14 protein-coding genes are annotated in these 14,503 nt (G+C 68.4%); 10 read left to right on the plus strand and 4 right to left on the minus strand.

Annotated features, from left to right (window positions below; translation table 11 throughout):
• Positions 1–6 precede the first annotated feature (6 nt).
• From ELI80_RS10230 to ELI80_RS10245, 4 genes are all read right to left on the minus strand, one after another.
• Positions 7–885 (minus strand): F0F1 ATP synthase subunit gamma, encoded by an 879-nt coding sequence (locus tag ELI80_RS10230; protein ID WP_136651763.1) that lies wholly within the window; start codon positions 883–885, stop codon positions 7–9.
• A 12-nt stretch (positions 886–897) separates the two neighbouring features.
• Positions 898–2,433, minus strand: a complete 1,536-nt coding sequence (gene atpA / locus ELI80_RS10235) for a F0F1 ATP synthase subunit alpha (protein WP_136651764.1) — start codon at positions 2,431–2,433, stop codon at positions 898–900.
• Complete coding sequence (locus ELI80_RS10240; RefSeq protein WP_201740610.1) at positions 2,433–2,993, minus strand: F0F1 ATP synthase subunit delta; 561 nt, start codon at positions 2,991–2,993, stop codon at positions 2,433–2,435. Before ELI80_RS10240 ends, atpA begins: the two co-directional genes overlap by 1 nt.
• 276 nt (positions 2,994–3,269) lie before the next feature.
• Positions 3,270–4,058: a methyltransferase domain-containing protein gene (locus ELI80_RS10245; RefSeq protein ID WP_136651766.1), complete on the minus strand. Its 789-nt coding sequence runs from the start codon at positions 4,056–4,058 to the stop codon at positions 3,270–3,272.
• A gap of 112 nt (positions 4,059–4,170) precedes the next feature.
• On the opposite strand from ELI80_RS10245, the gene gloB reads away from it, so the two are divergent.
• The 10 genes from gloB to ELI80_RS10295 all read left to right on the plus strand — a co-directional run bounded on the left by gloB (position 4,171) and on the right by ELI80_RS10295 (position 14,476).
• Positions 4,171–4,920, plus strand: a complete 750-nt coding sequence (gloB, locus tag ELI80_RS10250) for a hydroxyacylglutathione hydrolase (protein ID WP_136651767.1) — start codon at positions 4,171–4,173, stop codon at positions 4,918–4,920.
• Positions 4,921–5,130: 210 nt separating this feature from the next.
• Complete coding sequence (gene clpA, locus ELI80_RS10255) at positions 5,131–7,452, plus strand: ATP-dependent Clp protease ATP-binding subunit ClpA (RefSeq protein WP_136651768.1); 2,322 nt, start codon at positions 5,131–5,133, stop codon at positions 7,450–7,452.
• Positions 7,453–7,812: 360 nt separating this feature from the next.
• Positions 7,813–8,670, plus strand: a complete 858-nt coding sequence (gene ppk2, locus ELI80_RS10260; protein WP_136651804.1) for a polyphosphate kinase 2 — start codon at positions 7,813–7,815, stop codon at positions 8,668–8,670.
• A gap of 39 nt (positions 8,671–8,709) precedes the next feature.
• A complete protein-coding gene (locus tag ELI80_RS10265) occupies positions 8,710–9,003 on the plus strand; it encodes a DUF1330 domain-containing protein (RefSeq protein ID WP_136651769.1) in 294 nt (97 codons plus the stop codon).
• A 69-nt stretch (positions 9,004–9,072) separates the two neighbouring features.
• Positions 9,073–9,528 carry a tellurite resistance TerB family protein gene (locus ELI80_RS10270; RefSeq protein ID WP_136651770.1) on the plus strand — a complete coding sequence of 152 codons (456 nt, stop codon included), beginning with the start codon at positions 9,073–9,075 and terminating at the stop codon, positions 9,526–9,528.
• Between the two features lie 121 nt (positions 9,529–9,649).
• The gene (locus tag ELI80_RS10275; protein WP_136651771.1) at positions 9,650–10,489 is read left to right on the plus strand and encodes an ABC transporter ATP-binding protein; all 840 of its coding nucleotides are present in this window, start codon (positions 9,650–9,652) and stop codon (positions 10,487–10,489) included.
• A 73-nt stretch (positions 10,490–10,562) separates the two neighbouring features.
• Positions 10,563–11,381, plus strand: a complete 819-nt coding sequence (locus tag ELI80_RS10280) for a transporter substrate-binding domain-containing protein (RefSeq protein WP_136651772.1) — start codon at positions 10,563–10,565, stop codon at positions 11,379–11,381.
• Positions 11,382–11,432: 51 nt separating this feature from the next.
• A complete protein-coding gene (locus ELI80_RS10285; protein WP_136651773.1) occupies positions 11,433–12,314 on the plus strand; it encodes an ABC transporter permease in 882 nt (293 codons plus the stop codon).
• Positions 12,315–12,361: 47 nt separating this feature from the next.
• On the plus strand, positions 12,362–13,138 hold the full coding sequence (locus tag ELI80_RS10290) for an ABC transporter permease (protein WP_136651805.1): 777 nt from the start codon (positions 12,362–12,364) through the stop codon (positions 13,136–13,138).
• 3 nt (positions 13,139–13,141) lie between these two features.
• On the plus strand, positions 13,142–14,476 hold the full coding sequence (locus tag ELI80_RS10295) for a glutamine synthetase family protein (protein ID WP_201740615.1): 1,335 nt from the start codon (positions 13,142–13,144) through the stop codon (positions 14,474–14,476).
• The last annotated feature ends 27 nt before the right edge of the window (positions 14,477–14,503 follow it).

Genomic DNA, 14,503 nt, shown 5'->3' on the forward strand with positions numbered 1-14,503 from the left:
TTACGGTCAGAGCGCCTCGGCGCCCGCAATGATTTCGATGAGTTCGGTGGTGATCGCGGCCTGGCGCGAGCGGTTGAATTCCATGGTCAGGCGGTCGATCATGTCGCCCGCGTTGCGCGTGGCGTTGTCCATGGCCGTCATCCGCGCGCCCTGTTCGCTGGCCGCGTTTTCCAGCAGGGCCGCGAACACCTGGGTCGAGATGGACCGCGGCAGCAGGTCGGCGAGGATCGCGCCCTCGTCGGGCTCGTAGTCGTACAGCGCCGATGCGCCGCCCGCGACCGCGTTCTCATCGACCACCGCCGGGATGATCTGGCGCGCGGTCGGGACCTGGGCGATGACGGATTCGAAGCGGCTGTAGAACAGCGTCGCCACGTCGAAGTCGCCGGCCTCGAAGCGGTTCAGGATCTCGTCCGAGATCTCGCGCGCGTTGTCGTAGCCGACGCGCTTCACCTCGGACAGGTCCACGTGATGCACGAAGGCATCGCCATAGTCGCGGCGCAGCTGCTCGCGGGCCTTCTTGCCCACGGTCATGATCGCCACGTCCTTGCCCTGCGCGCGCAGCTCGTCCGCGCGGACGCGGGCCAGCTTGACGATCGAGCTGTTGAACCCGCCCGCGAGGCCGCGTTCCGAGGTCATCACCACCAGAAGGTGGCGCTGCTCGGAGCCGCTGCCGGCGAGCAGGCGCGGCGCGTCGGGCGAGCCTGAGGCGGCCGAGGTCAGGCTCGCCATCACCGCCGTCATGCGGTCGGCGTAGGGGCGCGCGGCCTCGGCCGCGTCCTGCGCACGTCGCAGCTTCGCGGCAGCGACCATCTGCATCGCCTTCGTGATCTTCCGCGTGTTCTTGACGCTTCCGATCCGGTTCTTGAGATCCTTGAGGCTGGGCATCTACCGTCCCTCTCAGGCGTAGGACTTGGCGTACGCGTCCAGCACCGCCTTGAGCCGGTTCTCAGCCTCGCCCTTGATCTTGGGGTCGTCGCGGGTCAGCCAGTCCAGCACGTCGGCGTGCTGGTTGCGAAGGAAGCCGATCAGGCCCTCTTCCCAGCGCGCGACCTGGTTGACCGGAACGCTGTCCAGGTAACCCTTGGTGCCGGCGTAGATAACGGCCACGATCTCGGCGTTGGTCAGCGGCGAGTACTGCGGCTGCTTCATCAGCTCGGTCAGGCGCGCGCCGCGGTTAAGCAGCTTCTGCGTCGCCGCGTCGAGGTCCGACCCGAACTGCGCGAAGGCCGCCATCTCGCGGTACTGCGCCAGTTCCAGCTTCACGGGGCCGGCGACCGACTTCATTGCGTTGGTCTGCGCGGACGAACCCACGCGGCTCACCGAAAGGCCGGTGTTGACGGCCGGGCGGACGCCCTGGAAGAACAGGTCGGTTTCCAGGAAGATCTGGCCGTCGGTGATCGAGATCACGTTGGTCGGGATATAGGCCGACACGTCGCCCGCCTGCGTCTCGATGATCGGCAGCGCAGTCAGCGATCCGGCGCCGTGCTCCTCGTTCAGCTTGGCCGAACGCTCCAGCAGACGCGAGTGCAGGTAGAACACGTCGCCCGGATAGGCTTCGCGCCCCGGCGGACGGCGCAGCAGCAGCGACATCTGGCGATAGGCAACGGCCTGCTTCGACAGGTCGTCATAGATGATGAGCGCGTCCATGCCGTTGTCGCGGTAGTATTCGGCCATCGCGGTCGCGGCGTAGGGCGCGAGGTACTGCATCGGCGCGGGCTCGGACGCGGTCGCGGCGATGATGGTGGTGTAGGCCATCGCGCCGGTTTCTTCGAGCTTCTTGACCAGCTGCGCCACGGTCGAGCGCTTCTGGCCGATCGCGACGTAGAAGCAGTGCAGCGTCTTCATGCCGTCGGCTTCGCGGCCGTTGTAGTTGCGCTGGTTCAGGATCGTGTCGAGCGCGATCGCGGTCTTGCCGGTCTGACGGTCGCCGATGATCAGCTCGCGCTGGCCGCGGCCGACCGGGATCATGGCGTCGACCGACTTCAGGCCGGTCGCCATCGGCTCGTGCACCGACTTGCGCGGCATGATGCCGGGGGCCTTCACGTCGGCCACGCGGCGCTCGGTCGCGTCGATCGGGCCCTTGCCGTCGATCGGGTTGCCGAGCGCGTCGACGACGCGGCCGAGCAGGCCGCGGCCCACCGGAACGTCCACGATGGACCGGGTGCGCTTGACGGTGTCGCCTTCGCGGATCGAGCGGTCGTCGCCGAAGATCACGGCGCCGACGTTGTCGGTCTCGAGGTTCAGCACCATGCCGCGGATCCCGCCGGGGAACTCGACCATCTCGCCGGCCTGCACGTTGTCCAGACCATAGACGCGCGCGATCCCGTCGCCGACCGACAGCACCTGGCCGACCTCGGCCACTTCGGCGTCCTGACCGAAATTCTTGATCTGATCCTTGAGGATCGCCGAAATCTCGGCAGCCTGGATAGCCATTAGCGGACCTCTTTCAACACATTCTGAAGGGAAGCGAGCTTCGAGCGGATCGAGCTGTCGATCATCTGCGAGCCCAGCTTGACGATCATGCCGCCGATGAGCGTGTCATCGACGCGGGCATCCAGCTTCACCGTCTTGCCCGATTTCTGCGCCAGCGTTTCCGTCAGCCGGCGTTCCTGTTCCTGCGTCAGCGGCGCCGCCGACACGACCTCGGCCGTGACCTCGCCGCGCGCCTCGGCGACCAGCGACTTCAGCGACCGCACCAGCTCGGGCACCGCGAACAAGCGGTTGTTCCGCGCCATGATCCGCAGCGTGTTGGCCAGCACGGGCGACAGTCCCATGCGCTCGGCCACGGCGCCGATCGCGCGCCCCTGCTCCTCGCGCGAATACAGCGGCGAGGTGGTCAGCGTGCGAAGATCCTCGCTTTCGCTCAGCGCGCGGCCGAGGTCGTCCACCTGGCCTGCCAGCAGGTCGAAGTCGCCCTGCTCGCGGGCGATGTCGAAGACGGCCTGCGCGTACCGCCCTGCCACGTTTGCGGAAATCGAAGCGGTATTGGCCACGGTCACCCCTTTGGTTGGCGCGCCCCTGATGTGCGCGTAGCCCCGCTGGCCGGGCCGGCGTTCCTGCCGGTCAGTCGCGGGGCGCGGTCAGTGGGGCGCCTCGCGGCGGACCCCGGAAATCTGCGGCGTCTCTAGCAGCAGTTTCGGTCCGGATGCAACTGCATGAAACGCAGAAAACAGGCTGATGACACCAAGTTTCTGCATCCGCCGCCGCGTCACCGGGCGAGGCGCCGGGGGCGCCCGGCAAAGCCTGCCGTGCGGCCCGCGAGCGCGTGTTCAGCCGCCCTCGCGCACCCTGCCGCTGGGGCGGCTTGCGTGCGGCTGGGGCACCGGCCGGACGATCCCTTCCAGCACGTCAAGCGGACGCCTGACCGTGATCCGGCTCCCCGGCCCGACAGGCGCGTGGACCTGCTTCGACAGCTCGACGATCAGCACGCCCGCGACCAGCGCCTGCGCGATGCGGCTGCCGGTCCGTTCCCACATCTGCGCGCTCTTGAGCCAGAAGCGGCGGTTCGACGGCGGGATGTAGAGCGCGGCCACCCCGCGCTCGACCACCAGCCCCGCCGCGCGGGCCTGCGCGTCGAGCTGGCCGCGGGTGTAGCTGCGCCCGAACCCGAACGGCGTCGCGTCGGTCTGCGCCCAGAGCCCGGCGCGGTTCGGCACCATCACCAGCATCCGCCCGCCCGGCCCCAGCGCGCGCCGCGCCTCGGCCAGCAGCGCGGCCGGGTGGTCCGACGTCTCCAGCCCGTGCAGCATGACCAGCCGGTCGACGCTGCCGGTATCCAGCGGCCAGGCATTCTCGTCGCACAGGACCGAGTGGTTGGGCGCCCCGGTGGGCCAGGCCATCACCCCCTGCGGCGCGGGCATCAGCGCCGTCACTCGCCGCGCGGTGGCGAGATAGGGCCGCAGCAAGGGCGCCGCGAAGCCGTAGCCCGCGACCGACATTCCCGTGGCGCCCTGCGGCGGCCACAGGTCGCACAGCCGGTCGCGCAGGATGCGCTGCACCACCCGCCCCAGGGCCCGCTGGTAATAGAATCGCCGCAAGTCAATGACATCGTGGTGCATGCACGCAGAACGCCCGCCGCCGCCGCTCTCGTCAAGCGGGAGTGGCGCGTTGGGGTTTGAACAGCGCCGCCCGGCGGCCTAGCTTCCACCCGAGCAGACGAAAGGACGAGACATGGCCGAACTGGTGACGATCCGCTGCCTCAGCGACAACTATGCCTACCTGGTTCACGGCGGCGGCCAGACGGCGCTGGTGGACGCCCCCGAGGCGGCGCCGATCCTGGCGGAACTTGGCCGTCGCGGCTGGACGCTGGACCACGTCCTTCTGACCCACCACCACGACGACCACATCGACGGCGTGGCCGAGATCGTCGAGGCGACCGGCGCGCGTGTGACCGGAGCCGCCGCCGACGCGCACCGCCTGCCGCCGCTCGACCGCCAGATCCGCCCCGGCGAGACGTTCGAGGTCTGCGGCGAGGACGTCCACGTCATCGACGTGCCGGGGCACACCGTCGGGCATGTCGCGTTCCACATGCCACAGGCGCAGCTGGTGTTCACCGCCGACAGCCTGATGGCACTGGGCTGCGGCCGGCTGATGGAAGGCACTGCCGACCAGATGTGGGCGAGCCTATCAGCCCTTGACGCGCTGCCCGGCGAGACCGTCGTCTGTTCGGGCCACGACTATTGCAGGGGCAACGGCGCCTTCGCGTTGTCGGTGGACGCGGGCAACGAGGCGCTGAGACGGCGACTCGACGACACGGCGGCGGGCAGGCGCCCCTGCTCGCCCTCGACGCTGGACGACGAGCGGCAGTCCAACCCCTTCCTGCGCGCGCCCGACCTGGCCGCGTCGCTGGGGATGGCGGGTGCGCCGGACGCCGAGGTGTTCGCGCAACTGCGCAGGATGAAGGACGAGTTCCGGGGCTGAGGCCCGGCCGGTGCCCCCGCGGTCGTGCGTCGCTTGAAAACCGGCGGCGCGGGCATCACATCTCATTCAACCCGGCGCGTTTCGGGGAAGGCCATCCCGATTTCCCTTGAACTGCGCCCCGATCCACAGATTCTTAACGTTACGATGACAGTCTGACAGGTGGACCGCACGCGTGGCCCAAACCGCCAGCCGACTGACAGGAGCCTGCCCGTGCCGACTTTCTCATCCACCCTGGAACAGGCCATTCATGCCGCGCTGTCGCTGGCCAACCAGCACCGCCATGAACTCGCCACCCTCGAACATCTCCTCCTCGCGCTGACCGAGGAACCGGACGCCGTGACCGTCATGAAGGCGTGCAACGTCGACCTGGACGAATTGCGGCGGATGCTGACCGATTACATCGACGACGACCTGTCGACGCTGGTGACCGACGTCGACGGCTCGGAAGCGGTGCCGACAGCCGCGTTCCAGCGCGTGATCCAGCGCGCGGCGATCCACGTCCAGTCGTCGGGCCGCGCCGAGGTCACGGGCGCCAACGTGCTGGTCGCGATCTTCGCCGAGCGCGAATCCAACGCCGCCTTCTTCCTGCAGGAACTGGAGATGACGCGCTACGACGCCGTCAACTTCATCGCCCACGGCGTCGCCAAGAACCCGTCCTTCTCACAGCCGCGGCAGGTCCAGGGCGCCGACCAGGAACACCAGGCCGAAGCATCGGGCGCGAAGCCCGGCAAGGACGAATCCGCGCTGGCGAAGTACTGCGTCGACCTGAACGAGAAGGCCCAGAAGGGCGACGTGGACCCGCTGATCGGCCGCGCCGACGAGGTGGAGCGCTGCATCCAGGTGCTGTGCCGGCGGCGCAAGAACAACCCGCTGCTGGTGGGCGATCCCGGCGTCGGCAAGACCGCGATCGCGGAAGGCCTCGCGCTCAAGATCACGCGCGGCGAGACGCCGGAGATCCTCGCGGGCGCCACGATCTACTCACTCGACATGGGCGCGCTGCTCGCGGGCACCCGCTACCGCGGCGACTTCGAGGAGCGGCTGAAGGCCGTCGTGAAGGAGCTCGAGGAGCATGACGACGCGATCCTCTTCATCGACGAGATCCACACCGTCATCGGCGCCGGCGCGACCAGCGGCGGGGCGATGGACGCGTCGAACCTGCTGAAGCCCGCGCTCGCGGGCGGCAAGCTGCGCTGCATGGGATCCACGACCTACAAGGAGTTCCGCCAGCACTTCGAGAAGGACCGCGCGCTGTCGCGCCGGTTCCAGAAGATCGACGTCAACGAACCCACAGTCCCTGACGCGATCAAGATCCTGGTCGGCCTGAAGCCCAGCTTCGAGAAGCATCACGACGTGCGCTACACCTCGGACGCGATCCGCTCGGCGGTGGAGCTTGCCTCGCGCTACATCAACGACCGCAAGCTTCCCGACAGCGCCATCGACGTGATCGACGAGGCGGGGGCGGCCCAGCATCTCGTCAGCGAGAGCAAGCGCCGCAAGACCATCGGCACCCGGGAGATCGAGGCGGTCGTCGCCAAGATCGCGCGGATCCCGCCGAAGAGCGTCAGCAAGGACGACGCCGAGGTGCTGCGCGACCTCGAGAAGACGCTCAAGCGGCTGGTCTTCGGGCAGGACAAGGCGATCGAGGCGCTGGCCTCGTCGATCAAGCTGGCGCGCGCCGGCCTGCGCGAGCCGGAAAAGCCGATCGGCAACTACCTGTTCGCGGGCCCGACCGGCGTCGGCAAGACCGAGGTCGCAAAGCAGCTCGCCAGCACGCTGGGCGTCGAGATGCTGCGCTTCGACATGTCGGAATACATGGAAAAGCACGCGGTCTCGCGCCTGATCGGCGCGCCGCCCGGCTATGTCGGCTTCGACCAGGGCGGCCTGCTGACCGACGGCGTGGACCAGCATCCCCACAGCGTCCTGCTGCTCGACGAGATCGAGAAGGCGCACCCGGACGTGTTCAACATCCTGTTGCAGGTGATGGACCACGGGAAGCTCACCGACCATAACGGCAAGCAGGTCGACTTCCGCAACGTGATCCTGATCATGACCTCGAACGCGGGTGCCGCGGACCAGGCCCGCGCGGCGATCGGCTTCGGCCGGGACCGGCGCGAGGGCGAGGACCGCGAGGCGATCGAGCGCACCTTCACGCCCGAGTTCCGCAACCGGCTGGACGCGGTGATCAGCTTCGCGCCGCTGCCGCGCGAGGTGATCGTGCAGGTGGTCGAAAAGTTCATCCTGCAGTTGGAAGCGCAGCTGATGGACCGCGGCGTCCACATCGAACTGACCGAGGAAGCCGCGGGCTGGCTGGCCGAAAAGGGCTACGACGACAAGATGGGCGCGCGCCCGCTCGCCCGCGTCATCCAGGAGCACATCAAGAAGCCGCTCGCGGAGGAACTGCTGTTCGGCCGTCTGACCAAGGGCGGCGTGGTCCGGGTCAGGATAGAGGACGACAAGCCCGTCTTCGACATCGCCGGCCCGGAAACGCCCAGGCTGACGAAGGAAACGCCGCCGCTGCTGACCGCCGGCTGATCGGACGATTGCCTGAACAGGTGGCGGGAAAGCGGCCCGCAACGACGAACGGACGGCCCGGGGATCACCCCCGGGCCGTTTCGCGTTGCGGGTAACCCAGGGCCCGGCCCTCGTCGTTGGCCCGTCGCCGTCACAGCCGCGCACCATCGCCGGGTTTCCACAATTTCTTCATGAAACTATGCTTCACCCGCTGCAGCACGAACGAAGGAGCGCCCGCCCGTGAGCAATGAAACCGCAGACGGCGTTCCCCTGCCGCAGTCCCACGCCACCCGGGCCGCGGCCGGTCCGGTTCCCCCGACCCACGTGGACCTGACCCCCGACGGCGCGGCCGACTGGCTGAAGAGCGAGCTGGCCGAGACGATGGACGAGGAAATGGAGCTGGAGCTCGAAGACGCCGAGCTGTCGAAGGCCATCGCCCGCGTCTACAACGACGCACGGCCGGACCAGCTGGACAGCGGCACCTACTTCGGCGAGCTGCTGCGGCTTCAGTCCGAACTGATCAAGCTGCAGGACTGGGTCGCGCACCACGGGGAAAAGGTCGTCGTGATCTTCGAGGGGCGCGACAGCGCCGGCAAGGGCGGCGTCATCAAGCGCATCACCCAGCGCCTCAACCCCCGCGTGGTCCGCACCGTGGCCCTGCCCGCCCCGTCGGACCGCGAGAAGACCCAGTGGTACTTCCAGCGCTACGTCCCCCACCTGCCCGCCGGCGGCGAGATCGTCCTGTTCGACCGCAGCTGGTACAACCGCGCGGGCGTCGAGCGGGTGATGGGCTTCGCGACCGAGGACGAGGTCGAGCAGTTCTTCCAGGACGTGCCCGAGTTCGAGCGGATGCTGGTCCGCTCGGGCATCCGGGTGGTGAAGTACTGGTTCTCGATCACGGACGAGGAACAGCAGATGCGCTTCCTCATGCGGATCCACGATCCGCTGAAACAGTGGAAGCTGTCGCCGATGGACCTGCAGTCCCGCGTCCGCTGGGAAGGCTACACCAAGGCCAAGGAAGACATGTTCGAGCGCACGAACATCCCCGAGGCGCCGTGGTACATCGTTCCCGCCAACGACAAGCGCCGGGCGCGGCTGAACTGCATCTCGCATCTCCTGAGCCTCGTTCCCTACACCGACGTCCCGCACGAGGGGATCGCCCTGCCCGACCGCGTCTTCAATCCCGATTACGAGCGCGAGGTGCTTCCGCGCGACTTGTATGTGCCCGAGAAATACTGAGGCTGGGTGGCGACACGTCCCGAACCGAGGAGCACCGCGATGACGAAAGCCTACTGGGTCGCCCATGTGACCGTCGACGATCCCCAGGCCTACGAGGCGTATCGGCGCGCCACCGCCGAGCCGTTCGCCAAGTACGGCGCCAGGTTCCTCGCCCGCGGTGGGCGGCTGGAGGTGGTCGAGGGCGAGGCGCGTCCGCGCTGCGTGGTGATCGAATTCGCCGACATGGACACCGCACGGGCCTGCTACAATTCGCCGGAATACCAGGCGGCAAAGGCGCTCCGCACGCCGTGCAGCACGGGCGACGTCATGCTCGTCGAAGGCTGGGAAGGCTGATCCTTTCGGGCTGTCCCGCCAAACACTTATTAATCTTGCCGCGGCAGCGGCGCGGCATATGATGAGCCGATGTTCCGTAGTCTGCTCTCACGCCTTTTCGCCGATGACACCGAAGCGTCGCCGCTGTCGGGCGACGATGCCGACGTGGCCGTCGCCGCGCTGCTCGTCCGGCTCGCCCGGGCGGACGACCGCTATTCCCAGGCCGAGCGGCGCCACATCGACCGGATCCTGGTCCAGCGCCGGAAGCTCGACCCGGACACAGCCGCGGAATACCGCGCCGCCGCCGAGATGATCGAGGCCGAGGCGCCGGACACCGTGCGCTTCACCCGGATGATCAAGGACCGCGTCCCGCTGGAGAACCGGATCAGCGTCGTGGCCGCGATGTGGGAACTGGCCTATGCCGACGGCCACCGCAGCGCGGACGAGGACGCGGTGATCCGCCTTGCCGCGAAGCTCCTGGGCGTCACCGACCGCGAATCCGCCGTCGCCCGCCAGGAAGTCGTCGAGGCGCGCGGCCTGGGCTGACCCCTGTGGACCGGCTGCGCCCGTGGCCGGTGCCGACGCCCTTCGCAGATCGGCCTGCACCCGCATGGTCGCGCAGGTAGTCGTTGCAATCGGCACCCATATCGCGCCAGATAGCCGCACCATGACCGTTGCCCCTGCCCTTCAGCCCGCAACCGCCCCGCAGGCGGCCGTGTTTCCCGCAGCCGATGTCGCCGCCGCTCCGGTGATCGAGCTTCGGGACCTGCACAAGGCCTATGGCCCGCTCGAGGTGATCCGGGGCGTCAGCCTGCGCGCCCCGCGCGGCCATGTGGTGACGCTGATCGGATCGTCCGGGTCGGGCAAGTCCACCCTGCTGCGCTGCTGCAACCTGCTGGAAAACAGCCAGTCCGGCACCATCCTCTTCGAGGGCGAGCCGGTGCGCTGGACCGGATCCGCGCAGAACCGGCAGCCCGTCGATCGCGACCAGCTGCGCCGGATCCGCACCAACCTCGCGATGGTGTTCCAGCAGTTCAATCTCTGGGCGCACCTGACCGTCCTCCAGAACGTGATGGAGGCGCCTGTCACCGTGCTGCGCCAGAACCCGGCCGAGGTCGAGGCGCGGGCGCGCATGCTGCTTGCGAAGGTCGGGATCGGCGACAAGGCCGAGGCATGGCCCGCCCAGCTTTCGGGCGGCCAGCAGCAGCGCGCCGCGATCGCGCGGGCGCTGTGCATGGAACCGCGCGCGCTTCTGTTCGACGAACCGACCAGCGCGCTCGACCCCGAACTGCAGCAGGAAGTCGTGCGCGTCATCAAGGACCTCGCGGGCGAGCACCGGACGATGATCCTCGTCACCCACGACATGCGCCTGGCCGCGGACGTGAGCGACCACGTCGTCTTCCTGCACAAGGGCCTGATCGAGGAGGAAGGTCCGCCCGACCAGATCTTCCGCGCCCCCCGCACGGACCGGCTGCGCCAGTTCATCAGCGCCACGATGCCGGCCTGAACTCAAGACATTCACACGCCAGACAACCAGGGCCCGACATGAACAGGGCCAGACCAACGGGAGACTGCCTGACATGAAACGACTTCTGCTCGCCGCTGCGACGCTGGCCCTGACCGCCGGGATGGGCGCGGCCGACACGATCCGCATGGGCACCGAAGGCGCCTACGCGCCCTACAACTTCATCAACGACAAGGGCGAGCTCGACGGGTTCGAGATCGAGCTCGGCAACGAGCTGTGCCGCCGGATCGAAGCGGAATGCACCTGGGTCCGCAACGACTGGGACTCGATGATCCCGAACCTGGTGTCCTCGAACTACGACACCATCATGGCCGGCATGAACATCAACGATGAGCGTCGTCAGGCGATCGCCTTCTCCATCCCCTACACTCCGCCGCCCGCGTCGGGCTATGTGGGGCTGACGGCCGATGCGCCGATCGACGGCGTCGTGGCCGCGCAGACCGGAACGGTTCAGTCGGCCCACGTCGCGCAATCGGGCGCGGACCTGCTGGAGTTCGCGACCTTCGACGAGGCCGTCGCCGCCGTCCGCAACGGCGAGGCAGAGGCCGCGCTGGCCGACCGGGAGTTCGCCGCGCCGCTGGTCGCGTCGTCGAACGGCGAGCTGTCCTGGATCACGGGCCAGGACAACCTGATCCTCGCCGAGGGGCTTGGCGTGGGCATGCGCAAGTCCGACACCGAGCTGAAGGCCCGCTTCGACAAGGCCATCGAGGACATGAAGGCGGACGGCTCGCTCGACGCGCTCATCACCAAGTGGCTCGGCGACAAGGCCGAGACCTTCGCCAAGCACGCCGCGGCGCAGGGCGCCGCCGCGCCGGCCGATGCCGCTGCGGCGGGCACCGCACCCACCGCACCCGCCGCGCCCGCCACGAACTGACCCCGGCGGCACCGCCCGCTCCCCCGCGCGCGGCGGTGCCCGTCCCGACCCATGTTCGCAAGCTGCTCCGATCCGAGTGCCCTGAACGGGCTCGCCTGGCTGATGTGCTATCTCACATCGGGCAAGCACCTGCTGTTTTATGCGTCGTTCGGCACCGTGCTGCTGCTTCTCGCCGTGACGGCGCCGATCGCGCTTCTGTTCGGCTTCGGCGGCGCGATGGCGGCGCGGTCCCGGATCGCGCCCCTGCGCTGGTTCGGCGGCATCTACACCGCGATGGTGCGCGGCGTCCCGGACATCATCTTCTTCCTGTTCGTGCCGATCGCGCTCGACCAGTCGCTCGAATGGCTGCGGAGCCGCGTCTACTGCGATCCGTCGGTTCCCGTCCGGCAGGGCAACGAGTTCGTCGTCTGCCAGGCGGCCAAGCTGCCGTTGTCCACCGCGGCGCCGTGGGTTCACCAGACCTACAGCTTCACGCTGGCCGTCATCGCCTTCTCGATCGTCTTCGGCGCCTTCGCCGCCAACGTCCTCAGCGGCGCCATGAACGCGGTCCCCCGCGCCCAGCTTGAAACCGCCGAGGCCTACGGCATGACCGAGCGGCAGATCAGCCGCCGCATCCTCATCCCGCAGATGTGGACCTACGCGCTGCCGGGGCTGTCGAACCTGTGGATGATCCTCATCAAGGCGACGCCGCTGCTGTTCCTTCTGGGGATCGAGGACATCGTCTACTGGGCGCGCGACCTCGGCGCGACCAAGCCCGCGACCTTCGCCTATCCCCACCCCGACTGGCGGTTGTGGTATTTCCTGGGGCTGCTGGTGTTCTACCTGCTGATGACGTCGGTGTCGCAGCGCGTCATCGACCGGATCGCGCGCCGGCTGTCGCGCGGGCAGGCCACCATGGCAGGCGAAGTGCTGCGCCACGAGGTGACGCAGTGAGCGCGTGCCTGCAGGACATCGCCGACTTCGGCCTGCGCTCGATCGGGATGGGCGAGTTCCGGCTTCCCACCGGCGAGATGACGCTGTGCCGGCAGGTGGTGCTGATCGGGTCGGGGATGATCTGGAACATCTACTTCGGCGTCCTGGCGCTTGCGATCGGCTTCTGGCTGGCGACCGGGCTTGCCGTGGCCAAGGCCAGCCGCAACCCGCGGGTCCGCCGCCCGGCAGAGGCGTTCGTCTTCGTCTTCCGCGGCAGCCCGCTGTTCATCCAGTTCTTCGTGGCCTACCAGGCCTTCGTCCTTCTGCCGCGCGAGGGGGTCGAGCTGTTCGGCGCGACCCTGCCCACCGCCTGGCTCACGCGCGCCTGGGCGGGGGCGCTGATCGTCCTGATCCTCAACACCGCCGCCTATTCGGCCGAGATCTTCCACGGCGCGCTCCGCAACGTGCCGAAGGGCGACCTGGAGGCGGCGGACGCCTATGGCATGTCGGGCTGGTCGCGGTTCCGCCGCATCGTCTGGCCGACGACCCTGCGCCTGGCGTGGCCCGCCTATACCAACGAGGCGATCTTCCTGTTCCACGCGACCACGCTGGTGTTCTTTTCCAGCTTCCCCGCCTTCCGCCAGCAGGGCGACGCGCTGTATTATGCGAGCTACATCGTCGACAAGACGTTCAATCCGTTCGTGGCCTACCCGATCGCGGCAGGCTACTTCATCCTCCTGACCCTGTGCCTCATCGGCATCTTCGGGGTCGTCAATCGGCGGCTGAACCGGCATCTTCCGGGCGCTGCCACAAGGCTGAAATACCGGCCGAACCTTATCAGGTGACACATCATGGACTGGCTGAGGGAGCATCCCGAGGTAAAAACGATCCGCGTGGCCGCCGCCGACCTGAACGGCGTCGCGCGCGGCAAGCGGATCCCGGCGCGCTTTGCCGACAAGCTGCTGACCGAAGGGACGAAGTTTCCCTTTTCGGTGCTGAACATGGACATCTGGGGCGAGGACATCGAGGACAGTCCCCTCGTCTTCAAGGCGGGCGACCCTGACGGGGTCCTGATGCCGACCGAGCGCGGCTTCATGCCGATGCCTTGGCTGCAGGCGCCGACAGGGCTTCTGCCCCTGTGGATGTTCCACCCCGACGGGCGCCCGTACGAAGGCGACCCACGCCACGCGCTGGCGCGCGTCGTCGACCGCTACAAGGCGGCGGGGCTGACGCCGGTGGTGGCGACCGAGCTCGAGTTCTTCCTGATCGACGATTCCGGCAAGCATCTGCAGGTGCCGCCGAGCCCGCGGTCCGGCAAGCGCCGGACCGGGGCCGAGACGCTGAGCCTGCGCGCGCTGGACGCGTTCGATACGTTCTTCACCGATCTCTACGACGCGTGCGAGGCGATGGACATCCCCGCCGACACCGCGATCTCCGAGGCTGCGCCGGGCCAGTTCGAGATCAACCTGATGCACCAGCCCGACCCGCTGAAGGCCGCGGACGACGCGTGGCTGTTCAAGCAGCTCGTCAAGGGCCTCGCGCGCCGCTACGGCTTCGCGGGGTCGTTCATGGCCAAGCCCTACGAGCTGTTCAACGGTTCGGGCATGCACATGCATTTCTCGGTCCTCGACCGGAACGGCGACAACATCTTCGACGACGGCACCGACGAGGGATCCGAGGTGCTGCGCCACGCGGTGCAGGGCTGCCTTGCCGCGATGCCCGGATCGACGCTGCTGTTCGCGCCGCATGAAAACTCCTACGACCGGCTGGTGCCGAACGCGCATGCGCCGACGGGCATCGGCTGGGCCTACGAGAACCGGACCTCGGCGATCCGCATCCCCTCCTCCGGCCACAAGGCGCGGCGGATCGAGCATCGGACGCCGGGCGGCGACGTGAACCCCTATCTCACCGTCGCGGCGATCCTGGGGGCGGCGCTGAACGGGATCGAGGACAAGGCCGAGCCGCCGGCCCCGATCCGCGGCAACGCCTACGACCAGGGCCTGGCGCAACTGCCGGCCAGCTGGGGCGACGCGATCGACTGCTTCGAGAAATCGCCCGAGATCCGGCGCATCTTCCCCGGCCACCTGATCGAGAACTACGTCATGACAAAGCGGCAGGAGCTGCACTACATGGCCGAGCTGTCGGACGAGGAAACGGTCGAGCTTTACCTCGACAACGTCTGACGGCCGGCCGGACCGTCGCCCGCAAGG

This window comes from Paracoccus aeridis (genome assembly GCF_004923205.2).
Lineage (GTDB): Bacteria > Pseudomonadota > Alphaproteobacteria > Rhodobacterales > Rhodobacteraceae > Paracoccus > Paracoccus aeridis.

Coding starts and splice junctions, on each gene's coding strand:
- ELI80_RS10230 (WP_136651763.1), bottom strand. CDS start 885: ATGCCCAGCCTCAAGGATCTCAAGAACCGGATCGGAAGCGTCAAGAAC.
- atpA (WP_136651764.1), bottom strand. CDS start 2,433: ATGGCTATCCAGGCTGCCGAGATTTCGGCGATCCTCAAGGATCAGATC.
- ELI80_RS10245 (WP_136651766.1), bottom strand. CDS start 4,058: ATGCACCACGATGTCATTGACTTGCGGCGATTCTATTACCAGCGGGCC.
- gloB (WP_136651767.1), top strand. CDS start 4,171: ATGGCCGAACTGGTGACGATCCGCTGCCTCAGCGACAACTATGCCTAC.
- ppk2 (WP_136651804.1), top strand. CDS start 7,813: ATGGACGAGGAAATGGAGCTGGAGCTCGAAGACGCCGAGCTGTCGAAG.
- ELI80_RS10265 (WP_136651769.1), top strand. CDS start 8,710: ATGACGAAAGCCTACTGGGTCGCCCATGTGACCGTCGACGATCCCCAG.
- ELI80_RS10270 (WP_136651770.1), top strand. CDS start 9,073: ATGTTCCGTAGTCTGCTCTCACGCCTTTTCGCCGATGACACCGAAGCG.
- ELI80_RS10275 (WP_136651771.1), top strand. CDS start 9,650: ATGACCGTTGCCCCTGCCCTTCAGCCCGCAACCGCCCCGCAGGCGGCC.
- ELI80_RS10280 (WP_136651772.1), top strand. CDS start 10,563: ATGAAACGACTTCTGCTCGCCGCTGCGACGCTGGCCCTGACCGCCGGG.
- ELI80_RS10285 (WP_136651773.1), top strand. CDS start 11,433: ATGTTCGCAAGCTGCTCCGATCCGAGTGCCCTGAACGGGCTCGCCTGG.
- ELI80_RS10290 (WP_136651805.1), top strand. CDS start 12,362: ATGGGCGAGTTCCGGCTTCCCACCGGCGAGATGACGCTGTGCCGGCAG.